The organism is Aeromicrobium senzhongii (assembly GCF_014334735.1).
In the GTDB taxonomy this organism is placed as follows: Bacteria; Actinomycetota; Actinomycetes; order Propionibacteriales; family Nocardioidaceae; genus Aeromicrobium; species Aeromicrobium senzhongii.
Genome location: NZ_CP060587.1, coordinates 2,052,524 through 2,078,741, shown reverse-complemented (window position 1 = coordinate 2,078,741; position 26,218 = coordinate 2,052,524). Strand labels below are relative to the sequence as shown.

Genomic DNA, 26,218 nt, shown 5'->3' with positions numbered 1-26,218 from the left:
GCCGTTGCCAGTTTGAGCCTGGCAGCGTGCTCGAGCGACAGCGACGACAACGGTGGCGGCTCCACCGATTCCGTGATCACGGCGTACGGCACTGAGCCGCAGAAGCTGCTGATCACGACCAACACGAACGAGGTCGGCGGTGGCAACATCATCGACCTGCTGTACGCCGGTCTGGTCTCCTATGACCCCGAGGGCGAGATGACCAACGAGGTCGCCGAGTCGATCGAGTCCGAGGACAACAAGAACTGGACCATCAAGCTCAAGGACTGGAAGTTCACCGACGGGACGCCGGTCACGGCCGAGTCCTTCGTGAAGGCCTGGACCTACGCCTCGGATCCCAAGAACGGCCAGCTGCAGGCGTACTTCATGTACCCGTTCGCCGGCACGGACGAAGAGGGTGTCCTCATCGATCCCGCCAAGGGCCTCGGCGCCAAGGCCGTCGACGACAAGACGATCCAGGTCACGCTGAAGGAGGCCGAGCCCGAGTTCCCGCTGCGCCTCGGCTACTCGGCGTACTACCCGCTGCCCGACGCCGCGTTCGACGAGAGCGGCAAGATCACCGACGAGTTCGGTGAGAAGCCGATCGGCAACGGACCGTACGTCCTGGAGTCCTGGGAGCACGAGGTCGAGGCCAAGCTGACGCCCAACGATGACTACAAGGGCTCGCGCGAGGCGAAGAACGGCGGTGTGACGTTCAAGTTCTACACCGATCCGGACTCCGCGTACTCCGACCTGCAGGGTGGCAACCTCGACGTCCTCGAGGCCGTCCCGCCGAGCGCGCTGAGCAGCTTCGAGACCGACGACTCGATCCAGGCCTTCACGGGCAACGGCGCGAACTTCGCGTCGATCACGATCCCCGAGCGTCTCGAGCACTGGAGCGGCGAAGAGGGCAAGCTGCGCCGCGCCGCGATCTCGAAGGCGATCAACCGTGAGGAGATCACCGAGAAGATCTTCGAGGGCTCGCGTGTCCCGGCCGAGGACTTCTCCACGTCGCTGTTCCCGGGCTTCACCAAGGACATCCCCGGTAGCGAGGTCCTCGACTTCGACGCCGCCGAGGCCAAGAAGCTGTGGGCAGAGGCCGACGCCATCTCCAAGTTCGACGGTTCCTTCACGGTGGCGTACAACGGTGACGGCCCCGGCAACAAGGAGTGGGTCGAGGCTCTCGTGAACCAGGTCGGCAAGAACCTGGGCATCGAGGCCAAGCCCAAGGGCTACGCGACGTTCAAGGAGCTCCGTGAGCTCGTGACCAACCGCGAGATCAAGACCGCCTTCCGTACCGGTTGGCAGGCCGACTACCCGTCGATCTACAACTACCTGGGCCCGCTGTACGGCACGGGTGCCGGCTCGAACGACGGTGACTACTCCAACCCCGAGGTCGACAAGCTCCTCAAGGAGGCGCTCGGCGCCGAGGGTGATGAGCAGGCCAAGAAGTTGGCCGAGGTCCAGGAGATCCTGTTCCAGGACCTCCCGGCCATCCCGTTGTGGAACCAGCGCATCGCCGGTGCGGCTGCCGATGGCGTCGAAGGCGTCGTCTTCAGCTGGCAGGGCAAGCCCGAGTACCACCTCGTCACCAAGTAATCGACAGCGGTAACAACGCGGGGGGACGGCACCTGAGAGGGTGCCGTCCCACCGTGTGCCGCGAGGAGTGTGCACATGTGGTGGTATGTCGGTCGTCGACTGCTCCAAACGATCCCGGTCATCCTGGGGTCGACTTTCATCGTCTACGGACTGGTGTTCCTGTCTCCGGGTGATCCCATCGGCGCCTTGTTCGGCGAGAAGGCGGTCCCCGAGGCGGTGCGAGCCCAGATCGCTTCGCAGTACAACCTGGACGACCCCTTCCTCGTCCAGTGGCTCAAGTACCTCGGCAACGCGCTGACCGGCGACTTCGGTGAGGCCTTCTCCGGCCGTCCCGTGGCCGACCTCGTCGCGACTGCCTTCCCGGTCACCTTGAAGCTCGCCCTGATGGCCCTGGTCATCGAGGCCACCCTCGGCATCGCCGCGGGCTTCTACGCCGGCATCCGCCGTGGCGGCATCTTCGACTCGACGATGCTCCTGGTCTCGCTGCTGGTCATCGCCGTCCCGATCTTCGTCTTCGGCTTCGTCATGCAGCTGATCTTCGGCGTCAAGCTCGGTTGGGCGCCCATCACCGTCGGTGGAGACGCGTCGTTTGAACGATTGATCCTGCCCGCCATCGTGTTGGGCCTGACGTCGTTCGCCTACATCTTGCGACTGACCCGTTCCTCGGTCGTCGACAACCTCACGGCCGACCACGTCCGCACGGCGCGCGCCAAGGGCCTGTCGTCGGCCACGGTCAACCGCCGTCACGTGCTGCGCAACTCGCTCATCCCCGTGACGACCTACCTCGGCACCGATCTGGGCACGCTCATGGCGGGTGCGATCGTCACCGAGGGCATCTTCAACGTCCCGGGCATCGGTCGACTGGCCTTCTCGGCCGTCCAGCGTGGCGAGGGGCCGACGGTCGTCGGCGTCGTCACCGTGATGGTCCTCGTCTACGTGCTGATGAGCCTGCTCGTCGACCTTCTGTACGCCCTCCTCGATCCCAGGATCCGCTATGCGTGAAGTCATCCGCCCTGGCCAGGAGCGCTTCGTCGCTCCGCTGTCCCACACCCCGCTCGAGGCCACCGGCACCGTCGACGAGTCCCAGTCGCCCGAGAGCCAGTGGCTCGTCGCCTGGAAGAGCCTGCGCAGCAACTGGATGTTCTGGGTGGCGGCCGTGATCCTGCTCGGGGTGACCGTCGTCGTGGTGGCGCCGGGCCTGTTCACCAGCGTCGACCCGATGGACAGCGACCTGAGTCGCAGCCTCGACGGGCCCTCGCCCGGTCACCCCGCCGGCTTCGACAAGCAGGGGTACGACGTCTTCGCGCGCACGATCTACGGGGCGCGCGCCTCGGTGCTCGTGGGCATCCTGTGCACCTTGGTGGTCGCCGTGCTGGGCACGGTCACCGGGATGATCGCCGGCTTCTACGGCGGCAAGGTCGACACCGTCGTCTCGCGCATCGCGGACATGTTCTTCGCGATCCCGCTTCTGCTGGGCGCGATCGTGGGTCTGTCCATGGTCGACAACCGGTTCCCCGAGCGCGGCTACTGGGGTGCGATCTTCGCGGTCGTGTTCGCCCTGGCCGCCTTCGGCTGGCCGCAGGTCACCCGTATCGCGCGTGGTGCGGTGCTCGAGGTCAAGAACCTCGAGTTCATCGACGCGGCCCGCGCGATCGGCGCCTCGCCGCTGCGCAACCTGGTGCGTCACGTGCTCCCCAACTCGCTGCCGCCGGTCATCGTGGTCTCGACCGTGTCGCTGGGCATCTTCATCGTCGCCGAGGCGACCCTGTCGTTCCTGGGCATCGGACTGCCCTACGGCATCGTCTCGTGGGGCAACGACATCGCCGCCGCCCAGAACCAGGTGCGTTCGGGGACCCGCCTGGGCGTCATGTACTGGCCCGCCGGTGCCCTGATGATCACGGCGCTGGGCTTCATCCTGTTGGGTGACGCCGTCAGCGACGCCCTCGATCCGAAGCGGAAGAACCGATGAACTCCACTGCATTGCTCGAGATCAAGGACCTCCATGTCGCGTTCGCGCGCGGCAAGGAGCTCGTTCCCGCCGTCCGCGGCGTCAATCTGAAGGTCTACGAGGGCCAGACGGTCGCGATCGTCGGCGAGTCCGGCTCGGGCAAGTCCACGACCGCGCATGCGGTCATCGACCTGCTCCCCGGCAGCGGTCAGGTCACCGGCGGCCAGATCCTGTTCGACGGCACCGATCTGACGACGGCCGGCCGCAAGCAGATCATGGCCGTCCGTGGCTCGTCGATCGGTCTCGTGCCTCAGGACCCCATGTCGAACCTCAACCCGCTGTGGCGGGTCGGGTCCCAGATCAAGGAGGCCCTCGAGGCCAACGACGTGGCGTCGGGCAAGGAGGCCGACGCTCGCGTCGTCGAGCTGCTGGCCGAGGCCGGACTGCCCGACGGCGAACGACGGGCCCGCCAGTACCCGCACGAGTTCTCCGGCGGCATGCGCCAGCGCGCGCTCATCGCGATGGCGCTGGCGGCCCGGCCGCGACTGTTGATCGCCGACGAGCCGACGTCCGCGTTGGACGTGACGGTGCAGAAGCAGATCTTGGACCACCTGGACATGCTCACCGAGAGCCTGGGTGTCGCCGTCCTGCTGATCACCCACGACCTGGGCCTGGCCGCCGAGCGGGCGGACCACCTGGTCGTCATGTACAAGGGGCAGGTCGTCGAGTCCGGTCCCGCGCTGGAGATCCTGCAGGACCCGCAGCATCCGTACACGAAGCGACTGGTGTCCAAGGCGCCCTCGCTGGCCTCGCAGCGCCTCTCGTCCGAGCGGGCGCGCACGCAGGTCCGTGAGCAGGCCATGGAGAGCGCCGCCGAGACCGCCCAGGAGGTCTCCGAGAGTGCGGAGGCCTTCGGCGAGGGCGGCGACGACGTGCTGGTCGTGGAGGACCTGACCAAGGTCTTCGAGCTGCGCGGCGGCAAGCCGTGGGAGAAGGTGCCGTTCACGGCCGTCGACTCGGTCTCGTTCCGGCTCCGCCGGGGCACCACGACGGCGATCGTGGGCGAGTCGGGCTCGGGCAAGTCCACGGTCGCGCGGATGGTGCTGGACCTGCTGCCGCCCACGTCGGGCCGGGTGCTGTTCGACGGTGTCGACATCCGTGAGCTCAAGTCCAAGGCGCAGAAGCTGAAGTTCCGCCGTCAGATGCAGCCGGTCTTCCAGAACCCGTATGCGTCGCTGGACCCGATGTACTCGATCTACCGTTCGATCGAGGAGCCGTTGCGCACGCACGATGTCGGCTCCAAGGCCGAGCGCGAGGCCAAGGTGCGCGAACTGCTCGACAAGGTCTCGCTGCCGTCCAACGTGATGTCGCGCTACCCGGGCGAGCTGTCCGGTGGTCAGCGTCAGCGCGTCGCGATCGCCCGTGCTCTCGCGCTCGATCCCGAGGTCGTCATCTGCGACGAGGCCGTCAGTGCTCTCGACGTGTTGGTGCAGGCGCAGATCCTCGAGCTGCTCAACGACCTGCAGGCCTCGCTGGGGCTGAGCTACCTGTTCATCACCCACGACCTGGCGGTCGTCCGCCAGATCGCCGACGACGTCCTGGTGATGCAGAACGGCAAGGTCGTCGAGCACTCGTCGGTGTCGCAGGTGTTCGACAGCCCGCGCGAGGAGTACACGCGCCGCCTGCTCGACGCGATCCCGGGCGGGTCCATCGACCTGGCGTTGTGACCACGGTCTGAAGCGACGAGGGGGTGGGCCGGTCGGCCCACCCCCTCAGTGCTGTGCGTGGCTCAGGCCTTGCGCTTCTGGACGTCCCAGATGAGCGAGGTCTGGGTGCTGCGCGGCATCTCGGCGGTGCCCGCCTTCACCTTGCGGTACCGGCAGTCGCCGCGGTACAGCGAGTACTTCGTCGCGGTGAACTTGCGCGTCTCCTGACGCTGGCGCAGGCGGTACTTGTACTTCCCGTTCCGCTTCACGCTGGCCGTGTACTTCCACGCCTTCTTCTTGCTCCACTTCTTCGTGAGCGAGCCGCTGACCTCGGCCTTCGCCTTGACGAAGACGGTGCCGGCCTCGGCCGAGAGCTTGGAGCTGACGGTGGCCGACGTGGCGGACGTGGCCGACTGGTTGTACGTGATCGTGAACCTGGCGTTCTTGGGACGCACCCAGTCCGAGTACAGGCCGGTGGGCTTGTAGGACTTCGAGATCTTCGTGAACTTCCACTTGGTGGAAGGCAGGTTCTGGCAGTCGGGCGCGGCGTGTGCGACCTGCGGCGCGAGAGCCGTGGCCGCTGCGGCCACGGTGGCGATGATGATGGTCTTGATACGGAACATGGTCCCCCCGATGGTGATTGTGGTGAGGGGAAGTTAGCAAAGCGCGCAGGCGCGAGCAACGCGACACGAGGGGGTGCACCCCGGTGTTGACGACATCGAACACGTGTTCGATGATGGAGGAGTGAGTCCCTCCGTCCCTGCTGCCACTGGCGCCACACTGGTCGATGACCTGCGGGCGCAGATCGGCCGGATGCAGGGCCGTCCCTCGGTGCTGTCGATGCCGACGCACCCGGCGCTGGAGGGCCTGATCTCGTTGCAGCCGGGCGGCAGCTACTGCGTCGACGCCACCAGTCTGGCCCTGCTGCTGATGGCCGGACCCTCGCGGGACGGCGCCTGGTGCGCGATGGTCGGCACCGAGCGGGTGGGGTTCGAGGCGGCCGCCGCGGTGGGGGTCGACCTCGACCGCACGGTCTGGGTGCCCGACGCCGGTGCCGACCCGGCCTCCGTGCTGGGCGCCCTGGTCGACGCGGTCGGCGTCGTGATGGTCGACCGCGTGACCCTGCCCGAGCGCGAGGTCGCCCGGCTCCGCGCCCGCCTGCACCGGCGCCAGGGCGTCCTGATCGCGGTCGGTGACTGGCCTCGCGCCGATGCCCGGCTACGCCTGCGCGACCCGGCCTGGACCGGCGTGCAGGACGGACACGGACACCTCGTGGCCCGGCAGGTGACCCTCGAGGTCGAACGAGGTGGCCGGGTCACCGGCTCGCGCCGGCTGTGGTTCCCCGACCGCGAGCTGCACGTCGCGCCGGTCGGCGGGTCGACGGTCGAGCGCGCCGTGCGTCGCGGTCCGATCGAGGTGGCCGGCTGATGCGCACGATGGTGGCGTGGGTTCCCGACTGGCCCGCTCTCGTACGCCAGGCCGAGCACGCCGAGGCGAACCGGGGCGGCTCGACCGCCGATGCCGAGGCGCTCGCGGTGCTCGACAAGGGCGTCGTGCTGGCCTGCACGCTGGCGGCCCGGGCCCAGGGCGTCCGCCGGGGGATGCGGCGCCGCGACGCACAGTCGCGCTGTCCCGACCTGGTGGTGTGCGACCACCGCCCCGAGGTCGACGCCCGCACCTTCGAGCAGGTGCTGACCACCCTCGAGGAGCTCAGCCCGGGGGTGGCGCCACTGCGTCCTGGCCTGTGCGCCTTGAGCGTGCCCGAGCGGTACTACGGCGGCGAGGCGGAGGCCGCTGCCGTGATGGCCGAGCACCTGGTCGGGCTCGGGGTGTGGGACGTGCGCTTCGGCATCGCCGACGGGGTCTTCGTCGCCGAGCTGGCGGCGCGGCAGGCGCCCGCCCAGGACTGCCTCATCGTGGCCCCCGGCGGCAACGCCGACTTCCTGCGCGAGCTGCCGGTCGAGGTGCTGGAGGTGCCCACGCCGGCGGATGCGACCACCCCGGGACTGGATCTGGTCACCGTGCTGCGCCGGTTGGGGATCCGGCGGGTCGGTGAGTTCGCGGCGTTGCCCGCGGCCGACGTGGTGGCGCGGTTCGGCGCCCACGGGGCGCTGCTGCACCGGTGGGCCCAGGGTGAGGAGGTGCGGCCGATCTCGCGCCGCACCCCGCCGCCCGAGCTCGTGGCCACCGTGGCCTTCGAACCGGCGCTCGAGCGGTCCGAGGCCGTGGTGTTCAGCGCGCGCCAGAGCGTCGAGAGCTTCGTCCGTGGACTCGACCGGGCCGGTCTGGTCTGCTCGACGCTGCGGATCGAGGTCGATGCCGAGGTCGCGGGCGAGCCGCGCGTGTCCAGCCGGGTGTGGCGTCACCCGCGGTGGTTCGGGTCCGGCGACGTGCTCGACCGGCTGCGCTGGCAGTTGTCCGCCGATCCACCCGGTGGACCGGTGGTCGCGGTGCGCTGCGTCCCGGTCGAGGTCGAGCCCCTGGGCGACCATGCCGAGAGCCTGTTCGGCGGGGGACCCGACGACCAGGTCGAGCGATCTGTGGCGCGGGTCCAGGCGCTGGTCGGACCCGAGGGGGTGCGCACGGTCGGTGTCCAGGGCGGGCGCGCACCGGCGGACCGGCGGCTGTCGGCGCCGTGGGGCGAGCGTCCTGTCGTGCAGCGACCGGTCGACCGGCCGTGGCCCGGCAGCGTGCCGGCACCGGCGCCGGCCACGGTGTTCACCGAGCCGGCGCCCGCGCAGGTGGTGGGTGCCGAAGGGCTCCCGGTCAGTGTCAGCGGACGCGGCGGGCTGTCGGGTCGGCCGGCCCGGTTCCGCGCTGCGGCCGATCTGGCCTGGCAGCCCGTGGCCGCTTGGGCCGGGCCGTGGCCGGTCGACGAGCACTGGTGGGACGAGGCCGCGGCCCGACGCGTGGCCCGTTTCCAGGTCGTCGGTGTCGACGGCAGTGCCTGGCTCATGGTGGTCGAGAACGGCCGCTGGTGGACCGAGGCCCGCTATGACTGATCCGGGACGGCTCTGATGGGCTGGAACAACCCCGACATCTCCTGGCGCGAGCTGGAGGCACGGCTGTCCGGACGCTGGCGCGACCCGGCCCAGCCGTTGCCCGACGGTGGCGACGGCCCGGCGTTCTCGCGCAAGCGGCCCGCCTATGAGACGCCCGAGACTCCCGAGGTGCCGGCCGCGGTGGTGCCGTACGCCGAGCTGCATTGCCACAGCAACCACAGCTTCCTCGACGGTGCCAGCCACCCCGAGGAGCTCGTCCGCGAGGCGGTGGGGCTGGGGCTGTCGGCCCTCGCCCTGACCGACCACGACGGGTTCAGCGGCGCCGCCCGGTTCGCCGAGGCCGCCCAGCTGCACGGGCTCCGCACGGTCTACGGGGCCGAGCTGTCCCTGGGGCTGACCGGCCCCCAGAACGGCGTCCCCGATCCCGAGGGCGACCACCTGCTGGTGCTGGCGCGCGGGGTCGAGGGCTATCACGCGCTCGCCTCGGCGATCACCGAGGCGAACCTGGCCGGCGACGAGAAGGGCCGGCCTGCCTACGACCTGGCCGACCTGGCCGAGCGCGGTCGCGACCGTTGGGTCGTGCTGACCGGCTGCCGCAAGGGCTGGGTCCGGCGCGAGGGGATGAGCGGACTGCGCCGGCTGGTCGATCTCTTCGGCCACGACCACGTGGTCGTCGAGCTCACCGACCACGGCGGACCCGGCGACGGTCCCGCCAACGACGCCCTCGCGGGCTGGGCCGCCGAGCTGGGGCTGCCCACGGTCGCCACCGGCAACGTCCACGCCGCGCGACCCGCCGACACGCGACTGGCCCAGGCGTTCGCCGCCGTGCGGGCCCGGCGCAGCCTGGCCGAGCTGGACGGCTGGCTGGCGCCGCCGCCGTTCCTGCGCTCGGGGGCCGAGATGGCGCAGCGGTTCGCCCGGTGGCCCGGCGCGGTCGCCCGCTCGGTCGAGATCGCCGACGCGTGCGCGTTCGACCTGCGCAAGGCCTCGCCGCGGCTGCCCAAGCAGGACGTCCCGCCCGGACACACCCCGATGAGCTGGCTGCGCGAGCTGGTGCGGCAGGGGGCCGACCGGCTCTACGCCGACTGTCGCGACGACGCCGAGACACGGCTGCAGCGCGAGCTGGCCGTCATCGAGGACAAGGACTTCGCCGGCTACTTCCTCATCGTCCACGACATCGTCGCCTTCGCCCGCAGCCGCGGCATCCTGTGCCAGGGCCGCGGCTCGGCGGCGAACTCGGCGGTCTGTTACGCCCTCGAGATCACCGCGGTCGACTCGATCAAGTACGGGCTGCCCTTCGAGCGCTTCCTCTCGGCCACCCGCGACGAGGAGCCCGACATCGACGTGGACTTCGACTCCGACCGTCGCGAGGAGGTGATCCAGTGGGTCTACGACAAGTACGGCCGCCGCAACGCCGCCCAGGTCTGCAACGTGATCAGCTACCGGCCCAAGTCCGCGGTGCGCGACATGGCCAAGGCGCTGGGGTACTCGGCGGGTCAGCAGGACGCGTGGAGCAAGCGGATCGACTCGTGGTCCTCCGTCCGCACCGAGAACGGCAGTGGTGAGGGCGCCGAGGCGATCCCCGAGCCGGTCGTGCGGCTGGCCGAGCAGGCGATGAAGTCGCCGCGGCACCTGGGCATCCACTCCGGCGGCATGGTCCTGACCGAGCGTCCCGTGGGCGAGGTCGTGCCGATCGAGCGCGCCCGGATGCCCGGCCGCACCGTGCTGCAGTGGGACAAGGACGACTGCGCCTACATGGGACTGGTCAAGTTCGACCTGCTCGGCCTGGGGATGCTCGGCGCGATCCAGCACACCTTCGACATCATCGACGAGTCGATCGGCGAGCGGTGGACGCTCGCGACGATCCCCAAGGAGGAGCAGGGCGTCTACGACATGCTCTGCCGGGCCGACTCGATCGGGGTGTTCCAGGTCGAGAGCCGGGCCCAGGTCGGCACCCTGCCGCGGCTGCGGCCCCGCCGGTTCTACGAGCTGGTCATCGAGATCGCGCTGATCCGTCCCGGCCCCATCCAGGGCGGAGCCGTGCACCCCTACATCCGGCGCAAGCTGGGGGAGGAGCCGATCACGTATCCGCATCCCACCCTCGAGCCGGTGCTGGAGCGCACGCTGGGGGTCCCGCTGTTCCAGGAGCAGCTCATGCAGATCGCGATGGTGCTGGGCGGGTGCACCGGGGACGAGGCCGACCTGCTGCGCCGGGCGATGGGCTCGAAGCGAGGACTGGAGAAGATCGACCGGCTGCGCGACCAGCTGTACCTGGGGATGGCGCAGAAGGGCATCACCGGCGACCTCGCCGACGACATCTACGGCCGGATCCAGGCCTTCGCCAACTTCGGCTTCGCCGAGAGCCACGCCATCAGCTTCGCGTTGCTGGTGTACGCCAGCAGTTGGCTCAAGCTGCACCATCCGGCGGCGTTCCTGGCCGGTTTGCTCCGGGCGCAGCCGATGGGGTTCTACTCGCCACAGTCGCTCGTGGCCGACTCGCGGCGCCACGGCGTCGAGGTCAGGAGTCCCGACATCGTGCACTCGGGGGTGCACGCCGACCTCGAGCCGCTCGGCGACGCCACCGGGCCCACGGGGCGGGCGTCCTGCGCGGCCCAGGAGCAACCGCCGGTGGGGGAGTTCGATCCCGCCGCCGAGCCCGACCACGCCGAGCACCGCCGCGACGGGCACCACGCGGTGCGGCTGGGGCTGACGTCGGTCCAGGGGATCGGGGTGGCCGATGCCGAGCGCATCGTGGCGGCGCGTGCTGAGCGACCGTTCGACGACATGGCCGACGTGGTGCGCCGCTGCGGGCTGACCCGGGCCCAGCAGGAGCAGCTGGCCACGGCGGGCGCCTTCGACGGCTTCGGGCTGACCCGGCGGCAGGCGATCTGGAACGCGGGCTACACCGACAGCCAGGACCGGCTGCCGGGCACGGCGATCGTCGCGCCGCCGCCGATGCTGCCGGGGATGAGCGACGTCGAGCTGACGCTGGCCGACCTCGAGTCGACCAGGATCTCCCCGCGCGAGCACCCGTTCGCCCACCTGCGGCCGATGCTGACGCAGCAGGGGGTGCTCGCGGTGGGTGGTCTGATCCGGCACGAGCCGAACCGGCGGATCCGGGTCGCGGGCCTCATCACCCACCGCCAGCGGCCGTACACCGCCGGGGGCGTCACCTTCCTCAACCTCGAGGACGAGACCGGGATGCTCAACGTCGTCGTGTTCGACACCGTGTGGCAGCGCCATCGCCAGGTCGCCCGCTCCAGTGCGGCGGTGGTCGTCACGGGCCGGCTCGAGCACCAGCAGGGTGCCGTCAACCTCGTCGCCGAGGTCATCGAGCGGCTCATCGACCCCGCCGTCCCGCGGGGCCACCGCTCCCGCGACTTCCGCTGAGACGCCGGAGGTGTCGAAGCAGCGGGTCTAACCTCGAGCCCATGGAGATCCGGAGGCTCACCGAGGACGACCGGGACGCGCTCGTCGCCGTGCGGCTCCCGGCATTCGGCACGACGACGCTCGGCGGCGACCGCGTCGAGCACCCGGCGTTCGAGCGGTGGGGCCTGTTCCTCGACGAGCAGCTCGTGGCCACCGCCACGCGCAAGCCGTACGCCTCGTGGTTCAGAGGGCGAGAGGTGCCCACATGCGGCGTCGGGGGCGTCGCCATCGCGCCGGAGTTCCGGGGCCGTGGACTGCTGCGACCGCTCATGGAGCGACTGCACGACGACGCCCGGGCGCAGGGGGACGTGATCGCCACGCTGTTCGCCAGCGCGCCCGGGATCTACGCGAGCCTGGGGTACCGAACCGTCGGGGCGATGGACACGATCGAGGTCCCGGCGACCGCCCTGCGCGGCTTCACACGACAGCGCGAGCTCCGTCGCGCGACGGCGGACGACCTGCCGGAGGTGAAGCGGATCTATGCCGACTGGGCCAGCCGGCACGACGGGCCGCTCACGCGCACCTCGGTGGAGTTCGACCACGATGTCTGGCTGAACGACGCCACCGGAGTCACCCTCGCGCTCGACGAGGACGGCCGTGCCGTTGCCTACGCCGCGTGGAACCGGTCGCCGGGTGTCGGCGGGGATGCCTTCGTCGAGGTCGAGGACCTGGTCTGGGTCGACGACGCGTCGCGCGACACCCTGTTGTGGATGTTCGGCACGTTCTCGAGCATGACCCCGACGGTCCGCTTCGACACGTCCGGCACGGAGTTGACCTCGGTGTTGCCGGACCATCGGGTCCGCGAGCACCACCCGTACGACCTGCTCGTGCTGCGGCCGGGGGAGTTCGAGCCGCCGACCGGGACCGTGCTGGTCCGTGACTATTTCTGAGACAGAGCGACCTTAGGGTTGACATGACCATAACCTCCCCTTAGTGTCCTTGTGACCCTAAGGAGGTGGGTGCGATGGAACAGCGGATCGAGTTGGCCGTGTCCACCGTGATCTTCGCGTTGCGCCCGCACCCGGCCACCGGACGCGACACGCTCTGGCTGCCGCTGGTGCGGCGGATCCGCGAACCGTTCCTCGGCCGATGGGCGCTGCCGGGCGGACCGCTGGAGCCGGCCGAGGACCTCGTCACGTCGGCGCGCACCACACTGCGTCGCACGACCGGGCTCGAGCCGTCCTACCTCGAGCAGCTCTACAGCTTCGGCGGCATCGACCGCTCGCCCGACCGGGTCGTCTCGATCGTCTACTGGGCGCTGGTCCGCCCCGACGAGGACGCGCGCGCGATCGACGGCGAGAACGTCGAGTGGTTCGTGGCCGACGAGGTCCCCGACCTCGCGTTCGACCACAACGACATCGTCGAGTACGCCCTGCGCCGGCTGCGCGCCAAGATCACCTACTCCGACATCGCGCACGCGTTCACGGGCGAGGAGTTCACGATCGCCCAGCTGCGCGAGGTCCACGAGGCGGTCCGCCAGGTCCGCCTCGATCCTGCCAACTTCCGCCGTCAGGCACTCGCGAATCCGCGCATCGTCCCCACGGGGCGCCACCTCACCGGGACCAGCCACCGGCCCCCGGCTCTCTACCGACTGGAGACACCATGACCCTCTCGATCAACGACCTCATCGTCTCGGCGCCGGGCAGCTCGTGTGACGCCGACCTGGCGAAGTCGCCGTGGGAGTTCGACGGGTTTCCCGGGTACGGGCCGGGCGCGTCGGAGCACGACCTGGTCCCCGAGCCGGTCGTGCGTCCCGGCCAGCTGCCGTCGGCGTACCAGCGCATGCCCGAAGCCGAGCTGCACGCGCGGATCCGCGCGGCCAAGCAGACCCTGGGCGACCGGTTGGTGATCCTCGGGCACTTCTACCAGCGCGACGAGGTCGTGCAGTACGCCGACTTCGTGGGCGACTCGTTCCAGTTGGCCAATGCCGCGCTGACCCGCCCCGATGCCGAGACGATCGTCTTCTGCGGCGTGCACTTCATGGCCGAGACCGCCGACATCCTGGCCCGCCCCGAGCAGCACGTCATCCTGCCCAACCTCGCGGCCGGCTGCTCGATGGCCGACATGGCCGACGAGGACTCGGTCGAGGCGGCGTGGGAGTACCTCACCGAGTTCTACGGCGACGACGACACCGTTCCGGTCACCTACATGAACTCCTCGGCGGCGCTCAAGGCGTTCTGCGGGCGCCACGGCGGGATCGTCTGCACGTCGTCGAACGCCTCCACCGTGCTGGAGTGGGCCTTCGAGCAGGGCCGCCGGGTGCTGTTCTTCCCCGACCAGCACCTGGGCCGCAACACCGCCAAGGCGATGGGCGTCCCGCTGGAGCAGATGCCGATGATCAACCCCCGCGCCACCGACCTGGGGGTGGACGCCGAGGTGCTGCACGACGCGCGCGTGTTGCTGTGGCCCGGCTTCTGCTCGGTGCACAAGCGCTTCACGGTGGCCCAGATCGAGCAGGCGCGCGCCCAGTACCCGGGCTGCCGGGTGATCGTGCACCCCGAGAGCCCGATGCCCGTCGTCGATGCTGCGGACGCCGCCGGGTCGACGGACGCGATCCGCAAGTTCATCGCGGCCCAGCCGTCCGGCTCCGTGATCGCCGTCGGCACCGAGATCAACATGGTCAACCGGCTCGCGGCGGAGCACCCGGACAAGACGATCTTCTGCCTCGACCCGGTCGTGTGCCCGTGCTCGACGATGTACCGGATCCACCCCGGGTACCTCGCCTGGGTGCTCGACGGCCTCGTCGAGGGTGAGGTGCGCAACGAGATCGTCGTCGACCCTGACGTCGCCACCCACGCCAAGGTCGCTCTCGAGCGGATGCTCGCGGCCCTGCCCCAGGACCACTGATGACGACCCGCGTGATCGTGGTCGGCAGCGGCGTCGCCGGCCTGACCACGGCCCTGGAGCTGGCCGTGCGCCCGTGCGTCGAGGTGACCCTCGTGGCGAAGGCGCCCCTGGCCCAGTCCAACACCGCCGTCGCCCAGGGCGGGGTCGCCGTGGTGACCGCGCCTGCCGACACCGCGGCCTTGCACGTGGCCGACACGGTCGCGGCGGGCGCGGGCCTGTGCGACACCGACGCGGCCGAGGTGTTGTGCGCCGAGGGCCCGGCTGCGGTCGGCACGTTGATCCGTCGCGGGGTCCGGTTCGACCAGGAGGGCGGCCGGCTCGCGTTGGGCCTCGAGGCGGCACACTCCCACGCGCGCATCGTCCACGCGGGCGGAGACGCGACCGGTGCGGCGATCTCGTCGGCCCTGATCGCACGGCTCGAGGGCTCGGGGATCGTCGTGCGCGAGAACACGACCGTGGTCGACGTCGTCGTCGAGGCCGGCGCTGCCCGCGGTGTCCGTCTGCTCGACGGGGAGGTGCTGACCGCCGACGCGGTCGTGCTGGCCACCGGGGGAGCAGGTCAGCTGTTCCCATTCACCACCAACCCCGCGGTGGCGACCGCCGACGGCGTCGCGATCGCGCTGCGCGCCGGTGCCGTGCTGGCCGACCTGGAGTTCCACCAGTTCCACCCCACCTCCCTGGCGACGCCGGGCAATCACCTGGTGTCCGAGGCGGTACGTGGTGAGGGCGCGGTCCTGATCGACGCCGACGGTCGTCGGTTCATGACCGAGGTCCATCCCGACGCCGAGCTGGCCCCGCGTGACATCGTCGCCCGCGGGATCGCCGAGCAGATGGCGCGGCAGGGCGGCGCGCCCGTCCGGCTGGACGCCACGGGGCTGGGCGCAGGGTTCCTGGCGGAGCGGTTCCCGTCGATCGACGCGGTCGTCCGGTCCCAGGGCCTGGACTGGTCCCGTCACCCGATCGAGGTCGCCCCGGCCGCGCACTACGCCATGGGCGGTGTCCGCACCGACCGATGGGGCCGCACGAGCGTGCCCGGCCTGTTCGCCGTCGGCGAGGTCGCGTGCACCGGCTTGCACGGAGCGAACCGGCTGGCATCGAACTCGCTGCTCGAGGGCGCGGTCTTCGGCGAGCGGGTGGCCGACGCGGTCCTGGAGCCCTCGGCGGCCGAGCCGTTCGACCGGGCGCGTTGGGCCGCGCCGCTCGAGCTCGACGTCGACGGAGGTGACGACACCTTCGGACGCACCGACCTGCAGCACCTGATGTGGTCCGCCGCAGGGCTGTCGCGTGATGCCGACGGGCTGCAGGAGGCGGCCGACGTCCTCGCCCGGTGGGCGCCGCCGGCGACGACCGACGCGAAGGCGGCCGAGGACGCGAACCTGTGGCTCGTGGCGCGTGCCGTGGTGGCCGCCGCCCTCGCCCGCACCGAGTCGCGCGGGGCCCACTTCCGCCGCGACTTCCCGCTGCCCGAGCCCGGCCCAGCGGTCCACTCGACCCTCGTGGGGGTGCGTCATGCTTGATCGTCGTCAGATCCGCCGCGTCGTCGAGTACGCGCTGGACGAGGACGCGCCGCACGGCGACCTGACCTCGGAGGTCTTCGTGCCGGCCGAGGCCGTCGCGACGGCCGACCTCGTCGCCCGCGAGCCCGGCGTCTTCGCCGGCGCCGAGGTGTTCGAGGTCGCGATGACCACCCTCGACCCCGGGCTCGACGTCACGCTGCTGGTCGCCGACGGCGAGCTCTTCGGTGCCGGGACACCGCTGGCCACGGTCCGCGGCAACGCGCGGGCGGTGCTGCGCGGCGAGCGGATCGCCCTCAACCTGGTCCAGCGGATGTGCGGCATCGCCACGGTCACGGCGGCGTACGTCGCGGCGGCCGGACCGGGCGTCCGGGTGGCCGACACCCGCAAGACCACGCCGGGCCTGCGAGCCCTCGAGCGGCACGCGGTCCGGTGCGGGGGAGGCCACAACCACCGGTTCAGCCTGTCCGACGCCGTGATGGCCAAGGACAACCACCTCGCGCTCGTCGAGGACGTCACCGAGGCGATCCGCGCCGCCCGGGCGCGGCTTCCGCACACGACGCACATCGAGGTCGAGGTGGACCGGCTCGACCAGATCGAGGCCGTGCTGGCCGGGGGAGTCGACACGATCATGCTCGACAACTTCGATCTCGAGGACCTGCGTCGAGGTGTCGAGGTCGTGGCGGGCCGTGCCCTCGTCGAGGCCTCCGGAGGCGTGAGCCTCGAGACCATCGGCGCCATCGCAGGGACCGGTGTCGACGTGATCAGTGTGGGGGCACTGACGCACTCGGTCAGGAACCTCGACCTGGGCCTGGACGTGCGGTTGTCGTGATCTACCTCGACCACGCGGCGACGTCGCCCGTGCGCCGGGAGGTGCTCGAGGCGATGTGGCCCTACCTGACCCGCGACTTCGGCAACCCGGCCAGCCACCACGAGGTGGGGGCCGCCGCGCGTCACGGGCTCGACGACGCCCGGGCGCGCGTCGCGCGACAGCTGGGCGCGAGGCCGTCCGAGGTCACGTTCTGCAGTGGCGGCACCGAGTCCGACAACACGGCGATCAAGGGCATCGCCCTGGCGGACCCGCGGGGACGCCACGTCGTCGTCAGCGCCGTCGAGCACCCGGCGGTGCTGGAATCGGCGGCGTGGCTGGGCCGACTCGGGTACGACGTCACCGTCCTGCCCGTCGACGCCGACGGCGTCGTCCGGCCGACCGTGTTGGCCGAGGCGCTGCGCGACGACACGACCGTGGTCAGCGTCCAGTACGCCAACAACGAGGTCGGCACGGTCCAGCCGGTCGCCGAGCTCGCGGCGCTGGCCGCCGAGCGTGGCGTGCCCTTCCACACCGATGCCGTCCAGGCCGCGGGATGGCTCGACCTCAACGTGCGGACGCTCGGTGTCACGGCGCTGAGCCTGAGCGGTCACAAGCTCGGCACGCCCAAGGGGATCGGCGTCCTGTGGGTCGACCGGCTGCAGCGGTTCGAGCCGCTGGTCCACGGCGGAGGCCAGCAGGACGGCCGCCGCTCCGGGACCGAGGACGTGGCGGGCGCCGTCGGCCTGGCGACCGCGCTCGAGCTGGGCCACGGCGATCCCGCCGTAGTCACCGAGCGCCGCGACCGCTTCGTGGCGAGTCTCCTGGCCGCCGCACCGGGGACGCGCCTCACCGGTCATCCCGGCGACCGTCTGCCGGGGCACGCGTCCTTCGTCTTCCCCGGACGGTCGGGCGAGTCGCTGCTCGTCGACCTCGAGGCCCGCGGGATCGTGTGCTCCAGCGGGTCGGCCTGCGCCGCCGGCAGCGACGAGCCCAGCCACGTCCTGACGGCCATGGGACTCGACCGCGAGGTCGCCCAGAGCGCCGTCCGATTCACGTTCGACGCGTCGGTGGACGGCGTCGCGCTCGAACATGCTGCGCGCGCGCTGGCTCGCATGGCGCAGGGTTGAGCGTCAGGCGTCGGAGGCCCGCTCGACCGCCTTCGGGAGCAGCTCGGTCACGCTGACCGGGGCCTCTCCGTCACCGGTGTGCACCACGGTGACGACCGCCGCACGCTGATCGTCGAGCTTGACGTAGGCGCGCTCGGTGGTCTGGGTGCCGTTGGAGGTGTCCTGCGTGGCGACGAAGCCCACCGCCCCGTCCGGGAGACCCTCCAACCGCTCGAAGGTGCCGGTGCTCGCTCCACCGGCCACGCACTCGGCGATCATCGACTCGAGCCGCGTGAAGGTGTCGTCGATGGCGTCGCTCGTGGCGGCCGGCCCTTGGACCGCCGAGCGCACCGTCGTGTCGCTGTCGCCCTCCAGCTCGTACCAGGCGTAGACGAAGTCCTTCGACGCGGCGAGGTTCCACTCCGCGTCCATGGCGGCGCAGTTCGTCTTGGAGACGTTGGTCTGCTCGCTCACCTCGACCGAGTCGACCGGCGGCAGGTCGGACACCTGCAGGAGCTCGGGATGCCCGGCCAGCGGGTCGTCGGAGTCCGAGCCGGCGTCGTCGGCGCACCCGCCCAGAGCGAGCGCCGCAGCGAGAGCGGCAGTGACGAGGAGCGCGCGCATCACTTCACCGGGGCGTAGAACTTGAGGAACGACTCGCGGTACGCCCCCTCGAGGTCATGGTTCGTCGCGAATTCGTTGACCCCGTTCATGGCGCCTTGCGTGTAGGACCCCATCTGCTCGGGCGGGATGTCCCCCAGCTCGATCAGTCGGCCGTTCTTGAACCACTGGTCGGGCACCTCGTCACGCGGGATGAGGCCGGACTCGATCATGGACAGGTAGGAGTCGACCTTGACCCGGTTGGAGCCGGCCTCCGCGCGGTCCTCGGCGTTGTCGGTGGCGCCCGCCGCCTCGGAGGTCCAGGCGTTGCCGGCGGCATCCTTGCCCAATTCGGACGCCTGGCTCCAGCCGTAATCGATCAGCTTGCTTCCGACGTCGCCGACTTGGTCGGCGCCGGGCATCGGGATCATCCCGGCCGCGTCGGAGACCAAGTCGATGTAGGCCTGACGCTGGGCGTCGCGGTCGGCTGCGCCGTCGATCTCGACCTGCCCGACCGAGAACTCGGTGAAGCCCTGCAGCGACGCGTTGCGCTCCAGGATGTCGCGCAGCTCGGTGCGCAGGCCCGGGTCGTCCGGGTTCTGCGCCAGTTGCGCCGCGATGTTGTTCAGCTGCGTCTTCTGGTAGCCACCGACGCCCTCGGCGATGCTCTGGGTGCCGTCCTGGGTGCCCATCGCCACCTTCATCAGGGTGTCCAGGTCGTCCTTGAACAGGATCGGGTAGTGCTCGAAGGACCCGAAGTGATCGATCGACAACGGGCCCGACCCGGAGTCGCCCTCGTTCGCGCCGTTGCGCAAGGTCGTGTCGACCGCCGGCATGTAGAACTTCAGCAGGTCCGCGATGTGCGGGGAGGCTGCCTTGGCGTCCTCGGGGGTGAAGCCCGAGCTGTTGGCCACCTCGTCGAGGAACTGCGACACGAGGTTCGTCGTGTCCTCGGCGTTGTCCTTGAGGTTCGTGGCGTCGGTGCCGATGCCCTCGACGGCGTGCGAGATGCCGCCGTAGCCGTCGGCCTTCCACTCGCGATCGTTGAAGTAGTACGTCTGGCGATCCGCGTCCTCGGTGAAGAAGGTCAGGCCGGCCTGCGGGTTCTCGCCGAAGTTGTGCATGATCGCGGCCATCGGGTCGTCGTACCAACCCGTCTCGTTGCCCGTGTCGAGCGGGCCGTGGCCGTTGTGGCTGTACCAGACGTCGGCGGGGAAGTTGCCGTCCTTGGCGAGCTGCTCGAACTCGTCCAACGACCGGGCGGCGCCCAGCAGGAAGTCGTCGTCGTAGTTCGTGTCCTGCATGAAGTACGTGAGGATGTTCGCGCCGTTCATGCCCATGGGGAAGTTCTCGGCGAAGGCGCGCTGCTCCTCGTCGGTCAGCAGGGGCGCGACGCTGTAGCGCACGAGGTCGCGGCCGAACTGCTCGGCGGGGAATCCGGGATCGTTCGAGGCGGTGGACAGTCCGGTGCGCAGGCTCTCGGCCAGGCCGGCGTAGGCGTCGGGGTCGCCGGAGCCGCCGTATCCCATCAGGGAGGAGATGTTGGACATGGCGCCGACGGTGCCGTCGGGGCCGAGCTCGGTGAACATGGCGGCCATCACGTCGCCGTCCTTGTTCCACGTGTCGAGCATCGCCGTGACGCGGGCGACCTCCTCGGGATCGCTCTCGTGGTCGAGGTCGGCGACCGAGTCGGCCAGCTCCTCGCCGAGCATCTCCTTGACGCTGGTCAAGGTGTCCTGGGTGACGGTGTAGCTGGCGCTACCGGTGCCTTCGGTGTCCAGCAGGATCGCCAGGTCACGCCGGGTCGTGAGGTCCTCGAGGTGGTCGCGGATCCACTGCGACTTCTTGCCCACGGTGCCGTCGGCCAGGGACGGCAGGCTGATGGGGGAGGCGGTCCGGGCCGCGGCGCTCTGGGTGTCGATGGCGCCGGCGAGGTCCTCGGCCGCCGTGATGGCTGCGCCGATCTGGTCGATGTCGATCTTGACGGTGGTCATGGCCGCATCCTCAGTACATGTTCTGAACGCGCCACTGACGGGGCCAGCTGTTGCCCCGCCAGTCGTTCTCGGGAACCTTGTCTGGCTCGGTGCCGATCCGAGTCTGGATCGCCGTGACGGCGTCGTCGAAAGCCTCGGTGATCCCGGTGCACTGGTCCTTCATCTCGGCGATCCAGGTGTCGGCCTCCTTGCAGACCCACCCGCCGTTGGCCAGGGGGTTCGCGATGGCGTCCAGGGGAGACCCGTAGCCGGAGTACACGTTGTCGCCGCAGGTGGTCACGGTCGACTTCGCCGACTGCAGGGTGGAGCGGAACAAGTTCGGCTCGGTCTTGTCCTCGGCGTCTTCAGGCGTCATCGATTCCCCCAAGTGATCGTGTGCTCTCGGTGAGCAGACTACAGACGGTTCGGGCTTTCGTCCTGCCCATCTGGTCACAACGGGCCATGTGAGCATGGTCGCTTCGCGCCCTGAACGAAGCATCGTCCGCTAGCATCATGCTTCATCACTGACAGTCCCTGTGCTGAGTGCATTCGGGGGGACGAACGGACTGAGGAGACAAACTCATGGTGCAAGCTCGGATCGAAGATCTCTACGCGCTGTACAACACGTTGAACAAGTCGATGCAGGAAACCGACACGATGATCAACAACGTGGACGCGTCGCTGAACCAGGCGAACGAGGAGTGGCAGTCCACCGGCGCCAAGGAGTTCAATGAGGCGTGGGTGCAGTTCAAGCAGGCTCTGACCCAGCTGTGCCAGGCGTTCTCCAACGCCGGTACCGACGTGGCGTTCCAGCACAACAAGTTCGCCGAGGGCGCCAAGGAAGCCGATCAGCACCCGGTGCTGACGCCCCTGCAGTCGCCCCGCTGATCGGAGCCGGGCCCCGAGAATGTTCGGGCTGCTGCGGACAGAAGTGTCCGTTACGCTCATGGCCAGCATCTTGGTCCCGTGAGTTCACTCGGGGGACGAACCGACGAAGGAGACATACCCATGGTGCAAGCTCGGATCGAAGATCTCTACGCGCTGTACAACACGTTGAACAAGTCGATGCAGGAAACCGACACGATGATCAACAACGTGGACGCGTCGCTGAACCAGGCGAACGAGGAGTGGCAGTCCACCGGCGCCAAGGAGTTCAACGAGGCGTGGGTGCAGTTCAAGCAGGCTCTGACCCAGCTGTGCCAGGCGTTCTCCAACGCCGGTACCGACGTGGCGTTCCAGCACAACAAGTTCGCCGAGGGCGCCAAGGAAGCCGATCAGCACCCGGTGCTGACGCCCCTGCAGTCGCCCCGCTGACCCGACGAGACGCCCGGCCCCTCCAGGGGCCGGGCGTCCTGTCCCTCAAGGAGTACTCCATGCGACGATCTCCCGCTCTGGCCGCGCTCGTCCTGTCGCTCGCCCTGGGCACGGCGGCGTGCGGCAACGACGATGACGACGCCGCCCCGCCGAGGACCGACGCCACGTCGGCCTCGCCATCACCGTCGGCGACTCCGAGCTGGTCGGCCACGGCCAAGCCACAGCGCCCCGCGGACGAGTTCAGCCAGGAGGGCGCGGAGGCGTTCGCCGTCTTCGCCGCCGACACCGTGCTGTACATGATGGCGACCGGTGACGTGCCGGCCCTGACCGCGATCTCCGATCTCGCCACCTGCACCTCGTGCCAAGGATGGGTCGACAACTACGACGACGGCAAGATCGAGAAGCTGACGGTCAGCTCGGGCCCGGCCCGTCACGACCTCGTGGACGAGCCGAGCGTCAACGACGAGGTCTACTTCCAGGTCCGCCTGGCCCTGGACATCCCTCAGGGCGAGTCCGTCCGCAAGGACACCGGCAAGAAGATCGGCACGGTCAACGCCGCCGAGGCATTGCCGTTCAAGACCAACATCCAGTGGAAGGGCGATCAGTGGCAGCTCCTGACCTACGACTTGGGATGACGGCGTCCCGCCTGTGCCGGCTCGTCGGTGCCCTGGCGGTCACCACGACGATGACGGTCGGGGCCATGACGGCGATCGAGATCGCCCAGGTGCCCGTGGCTGCCGCCGACTGTCCCGATGAAGACTACGACGGTTCGCACGACGGCGAGGGCACCGTCGACCTGTGTGCGACGCAGCCCGGTCAGACCCCGGGCCCGAACCCCGGGCCTCCCGGCAACACGACGATCCCGATCCCGGGCCCGTGGACCCAACGGGTCCACACGCCGTGGTGCCCGGCCAACATCGTCCGCGCCACCGGGCCGGGGGTCCGCGACTACGTGATGGACCCTGACGTGATGTGCGGCGGAGCCAACGAGTGCCCCGAGGAAGGCGATTTCCGGTACTGGGTGTTCGAACGTCGCATGACCGCGGACAACGTGGCCGAGGACGAGGAGGCGGGCTTCAGCCGCGCCGGCGTGGTGTGCCGAGGGCTGGACGAGCCGCGCGAGTCCGAGCCGCCGACGATCACGGTCGACGACATCATCGACCGGGCCCGCGCTCTCGCGCCGACGCCGTCGTTCGTGATCGAGCCCGCCGCGATGTCGTACGTCAACGTCCCGACCAACTTCGCGGCCGAGGCGACCGAGGTGACCGTCGACGTCACCTTGTTCGGCCTCACGATCCCGGTGGTGTTCACCCCCGGCGAGGTCACGTGGAGCTTCGGTGACGGCGGGTCCGGCAGTGGTGTCGGGGTGCGGAACGCGGCGGTCGGTCAGGCCGGCGCCGTCGAGCACGCCTACCGGCGCGCCGGGTCCTACGACGTGACCCTGACGGTGGCGTACGACCTGGTGATCAACCTGCCCAACGGCCCGCTCTCGTTCCCGGCAGCGATGAACCGCAGCGCACCGGCGCAGAGCCTCGCGGTCGGCGAGATCCAGTCGGTCGTCACCGAGGTCGACTGAAATCGCTCAGGCTGCTGCGGACAGAACTCTCCGTTACGCTCATGGCCAGCATCCTGGTCCCGTGATTTCACTTGGGGGACGAACCGGCGGGTGCAGTTCAAGCAGGCTCTGACCCAGCTGTGCCAGGCGTTCTCCAACGCCGGTACCGACGTGGCGTTCCAGCACAACAAGTTCGCCGAGGGTGCCAAGGAAGCCGATCAGCACCCGGTGCTGACGCCCCTGCAGTCGCCCCGCTGACCCGACTGGACGCCCGGCTCCCCTAGGGGCCGGGCGTCTTTTCCTGCCAGGAGCATCCGTGACCGAGGTCGACTGACCCGTCAGGACGTCCCGGTGGTCGCGGGGTCCCACGGCCTCGGGGGTGCCGTGTAGCAGCCCGCCTCGTCGGCCACGGCCTCGATGGCCGCGCGCATGTCGGACGGGTCGGCGTCGCGGTTGCCGTCGAGCTCGACGGAGACGGCGACGGACCCGCACACCCAGCCGCCGCGCCGGCCGTCGGCGCGAGCGATGCCGTCGAGCAGCGCGAAGCTGTCGCTCTCGGAGCGGATGACTTCCTCGCGCTGCGGGATCTCGGTGGAAGGCAGGACGAGCGCCTCGGCATAGAGGCTCACGTCCCCGGCGTCGATGCGGCAGCCTGCGCTGCCCCGCGTGGACGTCTCGGTGAACGGGAGTCGCTCGATGCGCTCCGACGGGGCGCTGAAGCGGTCGGTGCCGAGCACCGCTGCGAGGACGTCGGTGGGGATGGAGCACGCGCGCTCCGCGTCGTACGACGGCTCCTGGCAGCCACTGGCGGCCAGGAGGGACGACACGGCTACACCCAGGATCAACGCTCGTCGCACGTCAGGAACCTCCGTACTGCCTCAGGAGCTGGTCGCGACCGTCGAGCGAGCCGCTGTAGGCGGCGGACGCGTAGCCGTCGCCACCACCGTTGGCCATGTTGATGATGTCCGTCTGCTCGGCGTTGGTCAGCTCGTCGATCGGCTTGGGCCGGCCGTGCTCGTCGACCGGCCACGTGTCGTGCAGGTCGCCGACGGGCAAACCGGCGTCGGAGGTGGCCAACGTGTGCAGAGCCTGCAGCTGGGAGTGCGTCTGGATGTCGTCGAACATGTCGTTGGCGCCGCTGATCGAGTCCGAGACGCCGTTGCCGACGAACGCGTTCGTGAGCTGGCTCTTGACCTCGCCCACGACGTACGACCCGACCGGTCCGCCGGGCACTTTGACGAACTCGGTCGGCAGGAGCAGCAATTGGGCCATCCGCCGGCGCTGGGCCACGTTGTCGCGGGCGGCGCTGATGCCGCCCTCGAGCATGTTGTCGTACAGGAAGCCCTGCAGGCCGGCGTTCGACCGGGTGGCGGCGAAAACGGGGTTGTCGACGCCCACCGCGCCACTGAGGTCCACGCCGCTGCCGATGACCTCGTCGATACCGTGCTGCAGCCGGACCTCGTTGAGCCGGGTCGCCGCGCCGCCGATGACCGAGACGGCCTGGTCGTTGCCGCCGATGTCGCCCAGCAGGTTCGTCAGGGAGTCGCGGTTCAGCATGATCCCGTGGGGCGGGAACCCCTCGCCGGGGAAGTTCGTGCCCGGCGGCAGGCCGCCCGGCCCGTAGGTCCCCGTGCCCTCGGCGGAACTGCGGTTGAAAGCGATCCGGTCGACGTCGCGGATGTAGGTCGCAACGATGCCGCCGAGCTCCTCGTTGACGCCGTCCTGGGCCTTCGCGTCGCCACCGAAATGCTCGATGGCCCAGGTCGCGATGGTGGCGGCGTTCTGGCCGGACGAGCCGTGATTGAGCGCCTGGTCGATCGTGGCGGTCTGCAGCACCATGCCGGCCGCGTTGCCGGAGGTCTCCTCGCCGAGAGACTGCCGCTCGAGCAGGTAGGCGGCCCGGTCGGGGTCGAGCAAGACCTCCTGCGACGCCTGCGGGTTGTCCGAGAGGGACTCCATCCATTGCACGACGGGGTCCCTGAGCTCGTTGCGGTCGGCCGTGCCGAAGGGGTGATCACCGTTGAACTGCGCCCAGTACATCCCCTCGCCGCTGCCCTCCCACTCGAGCAGCGCCTCGCCGGCGCTGGTCAGGAAATCCGAGCCGAACACCTGTCCGTTGCGGTGTGCGTAGTCGAACAGGACGGCCGGAGCCAAGGGCCCGCCGCTCTCGACGAGCTCGCGGCCGTAGTCCTCGGAGAGCCGGCGGCTGCGCGAGGCGGTGGCGACGGCGCCGCTCAGGGCGGTGGCGAGGTCGTCCTGCAGCGCGAGCACGCGGTCGTACTCCTCGCCGTAGCTGGAGTCCTCGTACGTCGCGTACTGGTTGGGGTAGTTCGAGTAGGGGCCGGTCATCGCCGCCGCCTGCTCGATGAGCGCGGCGACGCCGTCGGGTCCCAGCTCCGTCGCGACGGCCGCGGTGACGTCGGGGTCGTCGACGTACTTCATCAGCAGGGCGGTCGCGGCCTCCACCCGGGCGAGGTCCTCCGGCGAGCGCACGTCGTCGAGGTCGTCGAGGTCGTCGGCGATGCGACGGGCCAGCTCCTGCTTGAGGTCGGCGATCGTGCCGGTCGTGGACCCGTCCCACGTCACGGACGAGCCGTCCTCGGAGCTCAGCAGGTCGGCGAGGTCGCGCACGACGCCGAGCGGGTCCTTCGCCTGCTCACGCAGCCACTCGGGGGCGCTGCCCGTGATGCCGTGGACGCTCAGGGACGTGAGGGTGGGGCCGCCAGGCGGGACGGCCCGCAAGCACGCCAAGCGGGCGTTCTCGATGCGGCTGGCGAGCGCACCCGCCGCCGCGATGGCCTCGTCGAGGGCGGCGGCGTTCATCTTGACCGTCAT

24 protein-coding genes are annotated in these 26,218 nt (G+C 70.1%); 18 read left to right on the top strand and 6 right to left on the bottom strand.

The window, feature by feature from the left end:
* The first annotated feature begins 12 nt into the window (after window positions 1–12).
* From H9L21_RS10285 to H9L21_RS10270, 4 genes are all read left to right on the top strand, one after another.
* On the top strand, window positions 13–1,578 hold the full coding sequence (locus tag H9L21_RS10285; RefSeq protein ID WP_222865763.1) for a peptide ABC transporter substrate-binding protein: 1,566 nt from the start codon (window positions 13–15) through the stop codon (window positions 1,576–1,578).
* A gap of 75 nt (window positions 1,579–1,653) precedes the next feature.
* Window positions 1,654–2,580: an ABC transporter permease gene (locus H9L21_RS10280; protein WP_154596973.1), complete on the top strand. Its 927-nt coding sequence runs from the start codon at window positions 1,654–1,656 to the stop codon at window positions 2,578–2,580.
* Complete coding sequence (locus tag H9L21_RS10275; RefSeq protein ID WP_154596974.1) at window positions 2,573–3,547, top strand: ABC transporter permease; 975 nt, start codon at window positions 2,573–2,575, stop codon at window positions 3,545–3,547. Before H9L21_RS10280 ends, H9L21_RS10275 begins: the two co-directional genes overlap by 8 nt.
* Window positions 3,544–5,253, top strand: coding sequence for a dipeptide ABC transporter ATP-binding protein (locus H9L21_RS10270; RefSeq protein ID WP_154596975.1), 1,710 nt, complete (start codon window positions 3,544–3,546; stop codon window positions 5,251–5,253). The genes H9L21_RS10275 and H9L21_RS10270 overlap by 4 nt, the downstream gene beginning before the upstream one ends.
* Window positions 5,254–5,315: 62 nt before the next feature.
* Here the strand turns inward: H9L21_RS10270 and H9L21_RS10265 are convergent, their stop codons facing one another.
* Window positions 5,316–5,855 carry a hypothetical protein gene (locus H9L21_RS10265; protein ID WP_154596976.1) on the bottom strand — a complete coding sequence of 180 codons (540 nt, stop codon included), beginning with the start codon at window positions 5,853–5,855 and terminating at the stop codon, window positions 5,316–5,318.
* A gap of 121 nt (window positions 5,856–5,976) precedes the next feature.
* Here H9L21_RS10265 and imuA' point away from each other — a divergent pair, with 121 nt between their 5' ends.
* From imuA' to H9L21_RS10220, 9 genes are all read left to right on the top strand, one after another.
* Window positions 5,977–6,660: a DnaE2-dependent mutagenesis accessory factor ImuA' gene (gene imuA' / locus H9L21_RS10260; protein WP_154596977.1), complete on the top strand. Its 684-nt coding sequence runs from the start codon at window positions 5,977–5,979 to the stop codon at window positions 6,658–6,660.
* Window positions 6,660–8,234, top strand: coding sequence for a DNA polymerase Y family protein (locus H9L21_RS10255; protein ID WP_154596978.1), 1,575 nt, complete (start codon window positions 6,660–6,662; stop codon window positions 8,232–8,234). Before imuA' ends, H9L21_RS10255 begins: the two co-directional genes overlap by 1 nt.
* A 15-nt stretch (window positions 8,235–8,249) precedes the next feature.
* On the top strand, window positions 8,250–11,624 hold the full coding sequence (locus tag H9L21_RS10250; RefSeq protein ID WP_154596979.1) for an error-prone DNA polymerase: 3,375 nt from the start codon (window positions 8,250–8,252) through the stop codon (window positions 11,622–11,624).
* 41 nt (window positions 11,625–11,665) lie between these two features.
* Window positions 11,666–12,553 carry a GNAT family N-acetyltransferase gene (locus H9L21_RS10245; protein WP_154596980.1) on the top strand — a complete coding sequence of 296 codons (888 nt, stop codon included), beginning with the start codon at window positions 11,666–11,668 and terminating at the stop codon, window positions 12,551–12,553.
* A 74-nt stretch (window positions 12,554–12,627) separates the two neighbouring features.
* Window positions 12,628–13,269: an NUDIX hydrolase gene (locus H9L21_RS10240; RefSeq protein ID WP_154596981.1), complete on the top strand. Its 642-nt coding sequence runs from the start codon at window positions 12,628–12,630 to the stop codon at window positions 13,267–13,269.
* On the top strand, window positions 13,266–14,510 hold the full coding sequence (gene nadA / locus H9L21_RS10235; RefSeq protein ID WP_154596982.1) for a quinolinate synthase NadA: 1,245 nt from the start codon (window positions 13,266–13,268) through the stop codon (window positions 14,508–14,510). The genes H9L21_RS10240 and nadA overlap by 4 nt, the downstream gene beginning before the upstream one ends.
* A complete protein-coding gene (gene nadB, locus H9L21_RS10230; protein WP_154596983.1) occupies window positions 14,510–16,027 on the top strand; it encodes an L-aspartate oxidase in 1,518 nt (505 codons plus the stop codon). Before nadA ends, nadB begins: the two co-directional genes overlap by 1 nt.
* Complete coding sequence (gene nadC / locus H9L21_RS10225) at window positions 16,020–16,856, top strand: carboxylating nicotinate-nucleotide diphosphorylase (RefSeq protein WP_154596984.1); 837 nt, start codon at window positions 16,020–16,022, stop codon at window positions 16,854–16,856. The genes nadB and nadC overlap by 8 nt, the downstream gene beginning before the upstream one ends.
* Entirely contained in the window at window positions 16,853–17,962 is a 1,110-nt protein-coding gene (locus H9L21_RS10220) for a cysteine desulfurase family protein (RefSeq protein ID WP_187411431.1), read from the top strand. Before nadC ends, H9L21_RS10220 begins: the two co-directional genes overlap by 4 nt.
* A 3-nt stretch (window positions 17,963–17,965) precedes the next feature.
* On the opposite strand, the gene H9L21_RS10215 is transcribed toward H9L21_RS10220, so the two are convergent.
* The 3 genes from H9L21_RS10215 to H9L21_RS10205 are packed head-to-tail and all read right to left on the bottom strand — an operon-like array spanning window position 17,966 to window position 20,890.
* Complete coding sequence (locus tag H9L21_RS10215; protein WP_154596985.1) at window positions 17,966–18,565, bottom strand: hypothetical protein; 600 nt, start codon at window positions 18,563–18,565, stop codon at window positions 17,966–17,968.
* Window positions 18,565–20,535, bottom strand: a complete 1,971-nt coding sequence (locus H9L21_RS10210; protein WP_154596986.1) for a DUF6571 family protein — start codon at window positions 20,533–20,535, stop codon at window positions 18,565–18,567. The genes H9L21_RS10215 and H9L21_RS10210 overlap by 1 nt, the downstream gene beginning before the upstream one ends.
* Before the next feature lie 10 nt (window positions 20,536–20,545).
* Window positions 20,546–20,890, bottom strand: coding sequence for a hypothetical protein (locus H9L21_RS10205; protein WP_154596987.1), 345 nt, complete (start codon window positions 20,888–20,890; stop codon window positions 20,546–20,548).
* 206 nt (window positions 20,891–21,096) lie between these two features.
* On the opposite strand from H9L21_RS10205, the gene H9L21_RS10200 reads away from it, so the two are divergent.
* From H9L21_RS10200 to H9L21_RS10180, 5 genes are all read left to right on the top strand, one after another.
* Window positions 21,097–21,402 carry a WXG100 family type VII secretion target gene (locus H9L21_RS10200; protein ID WP_154596988.1) on the top strand — a complete coding sequence of 102 codons (306 nt, stop codon included), beginning with the start codon at window positions 21,097–21,099 and terminating at the stop codon, window positions 21,400–21,402.
* A 120-nt stretch (window positions 21,403–21,522) separates the two neighbouring features.
* A complete protein-coding gene (locus tag H9L21_RS10195) occupies window positions 21,523–21,828 on the top strand; it encodes a WXG100 family type VII secretion target (protein ID WP_154596988.1) in 306 nt (101 codons plus the stop codon).
* Window positions 21,829–21,887: 59 nt separating this feature from the next.
* Entirely contained in the window at window positions 21,888–22,463 is a 576-nt protein-coding gene (locus H9L21_RS10190) for a DUF6318 family protein (RefSeq protein WP_187411430.1), read from the top strand.
* Entirely contained in the window at window positions 22,460–23,404 is a 945-nt protein-coding gene (locus H9L21_RS10185; protein ID WP_187411429.1) for a PKD domain-containing protein, read from the top strand. Before H9L21_RS10190 ends, H9L21_RS10185 begins: the two co-directional genes overlap by 4 nt.
* A gap of 90 nt (window positions 23,405–23,494) precedes the next feature.
* The gene (locus H9L21_RS10180; RefSeq protein ID WP_154596990.1) at window positions 23,495–23,641 is read left to right on the top strand and encodes a hypothetical protein; all 147 of its coding nucleotides are present in this window, start codon (window positions 23,495–23,497) and stop codon (window positions 23,639–23,641) included.
* Window positions 23,642–23,721: 80 nt separating this feature from the next.
* Here the strand turns inward: H9L21_RS10180 and H9L21_RS10175 are convergent, their stop codons facing one another.
* Together H9L21_RS10175 and H9L21_RS10170 are read right to left on the bottom strand one after the other, a co-directional pair.
* A complete protein-coding gene (locus tag H9L21_RS10175; protein ID WP_154596991.1) occupies window positions 23,722–24,210 on the bottom strand; it encodes a hypothetical protein in 489 nt (162 codons plus the stop codon).
* Between the two features lie 31 nt (window positions 24,211–24,241).
* Window positions 24,242–26,218, bottom strand: a complete 1,977-nt coding sequence (locus H9L21_RS10170) for a hypothetical protein (RefSeq protein WP_154596992.1) — start codon at window positions 26,216–26,218, stop codon at window positions 24,242–24,244.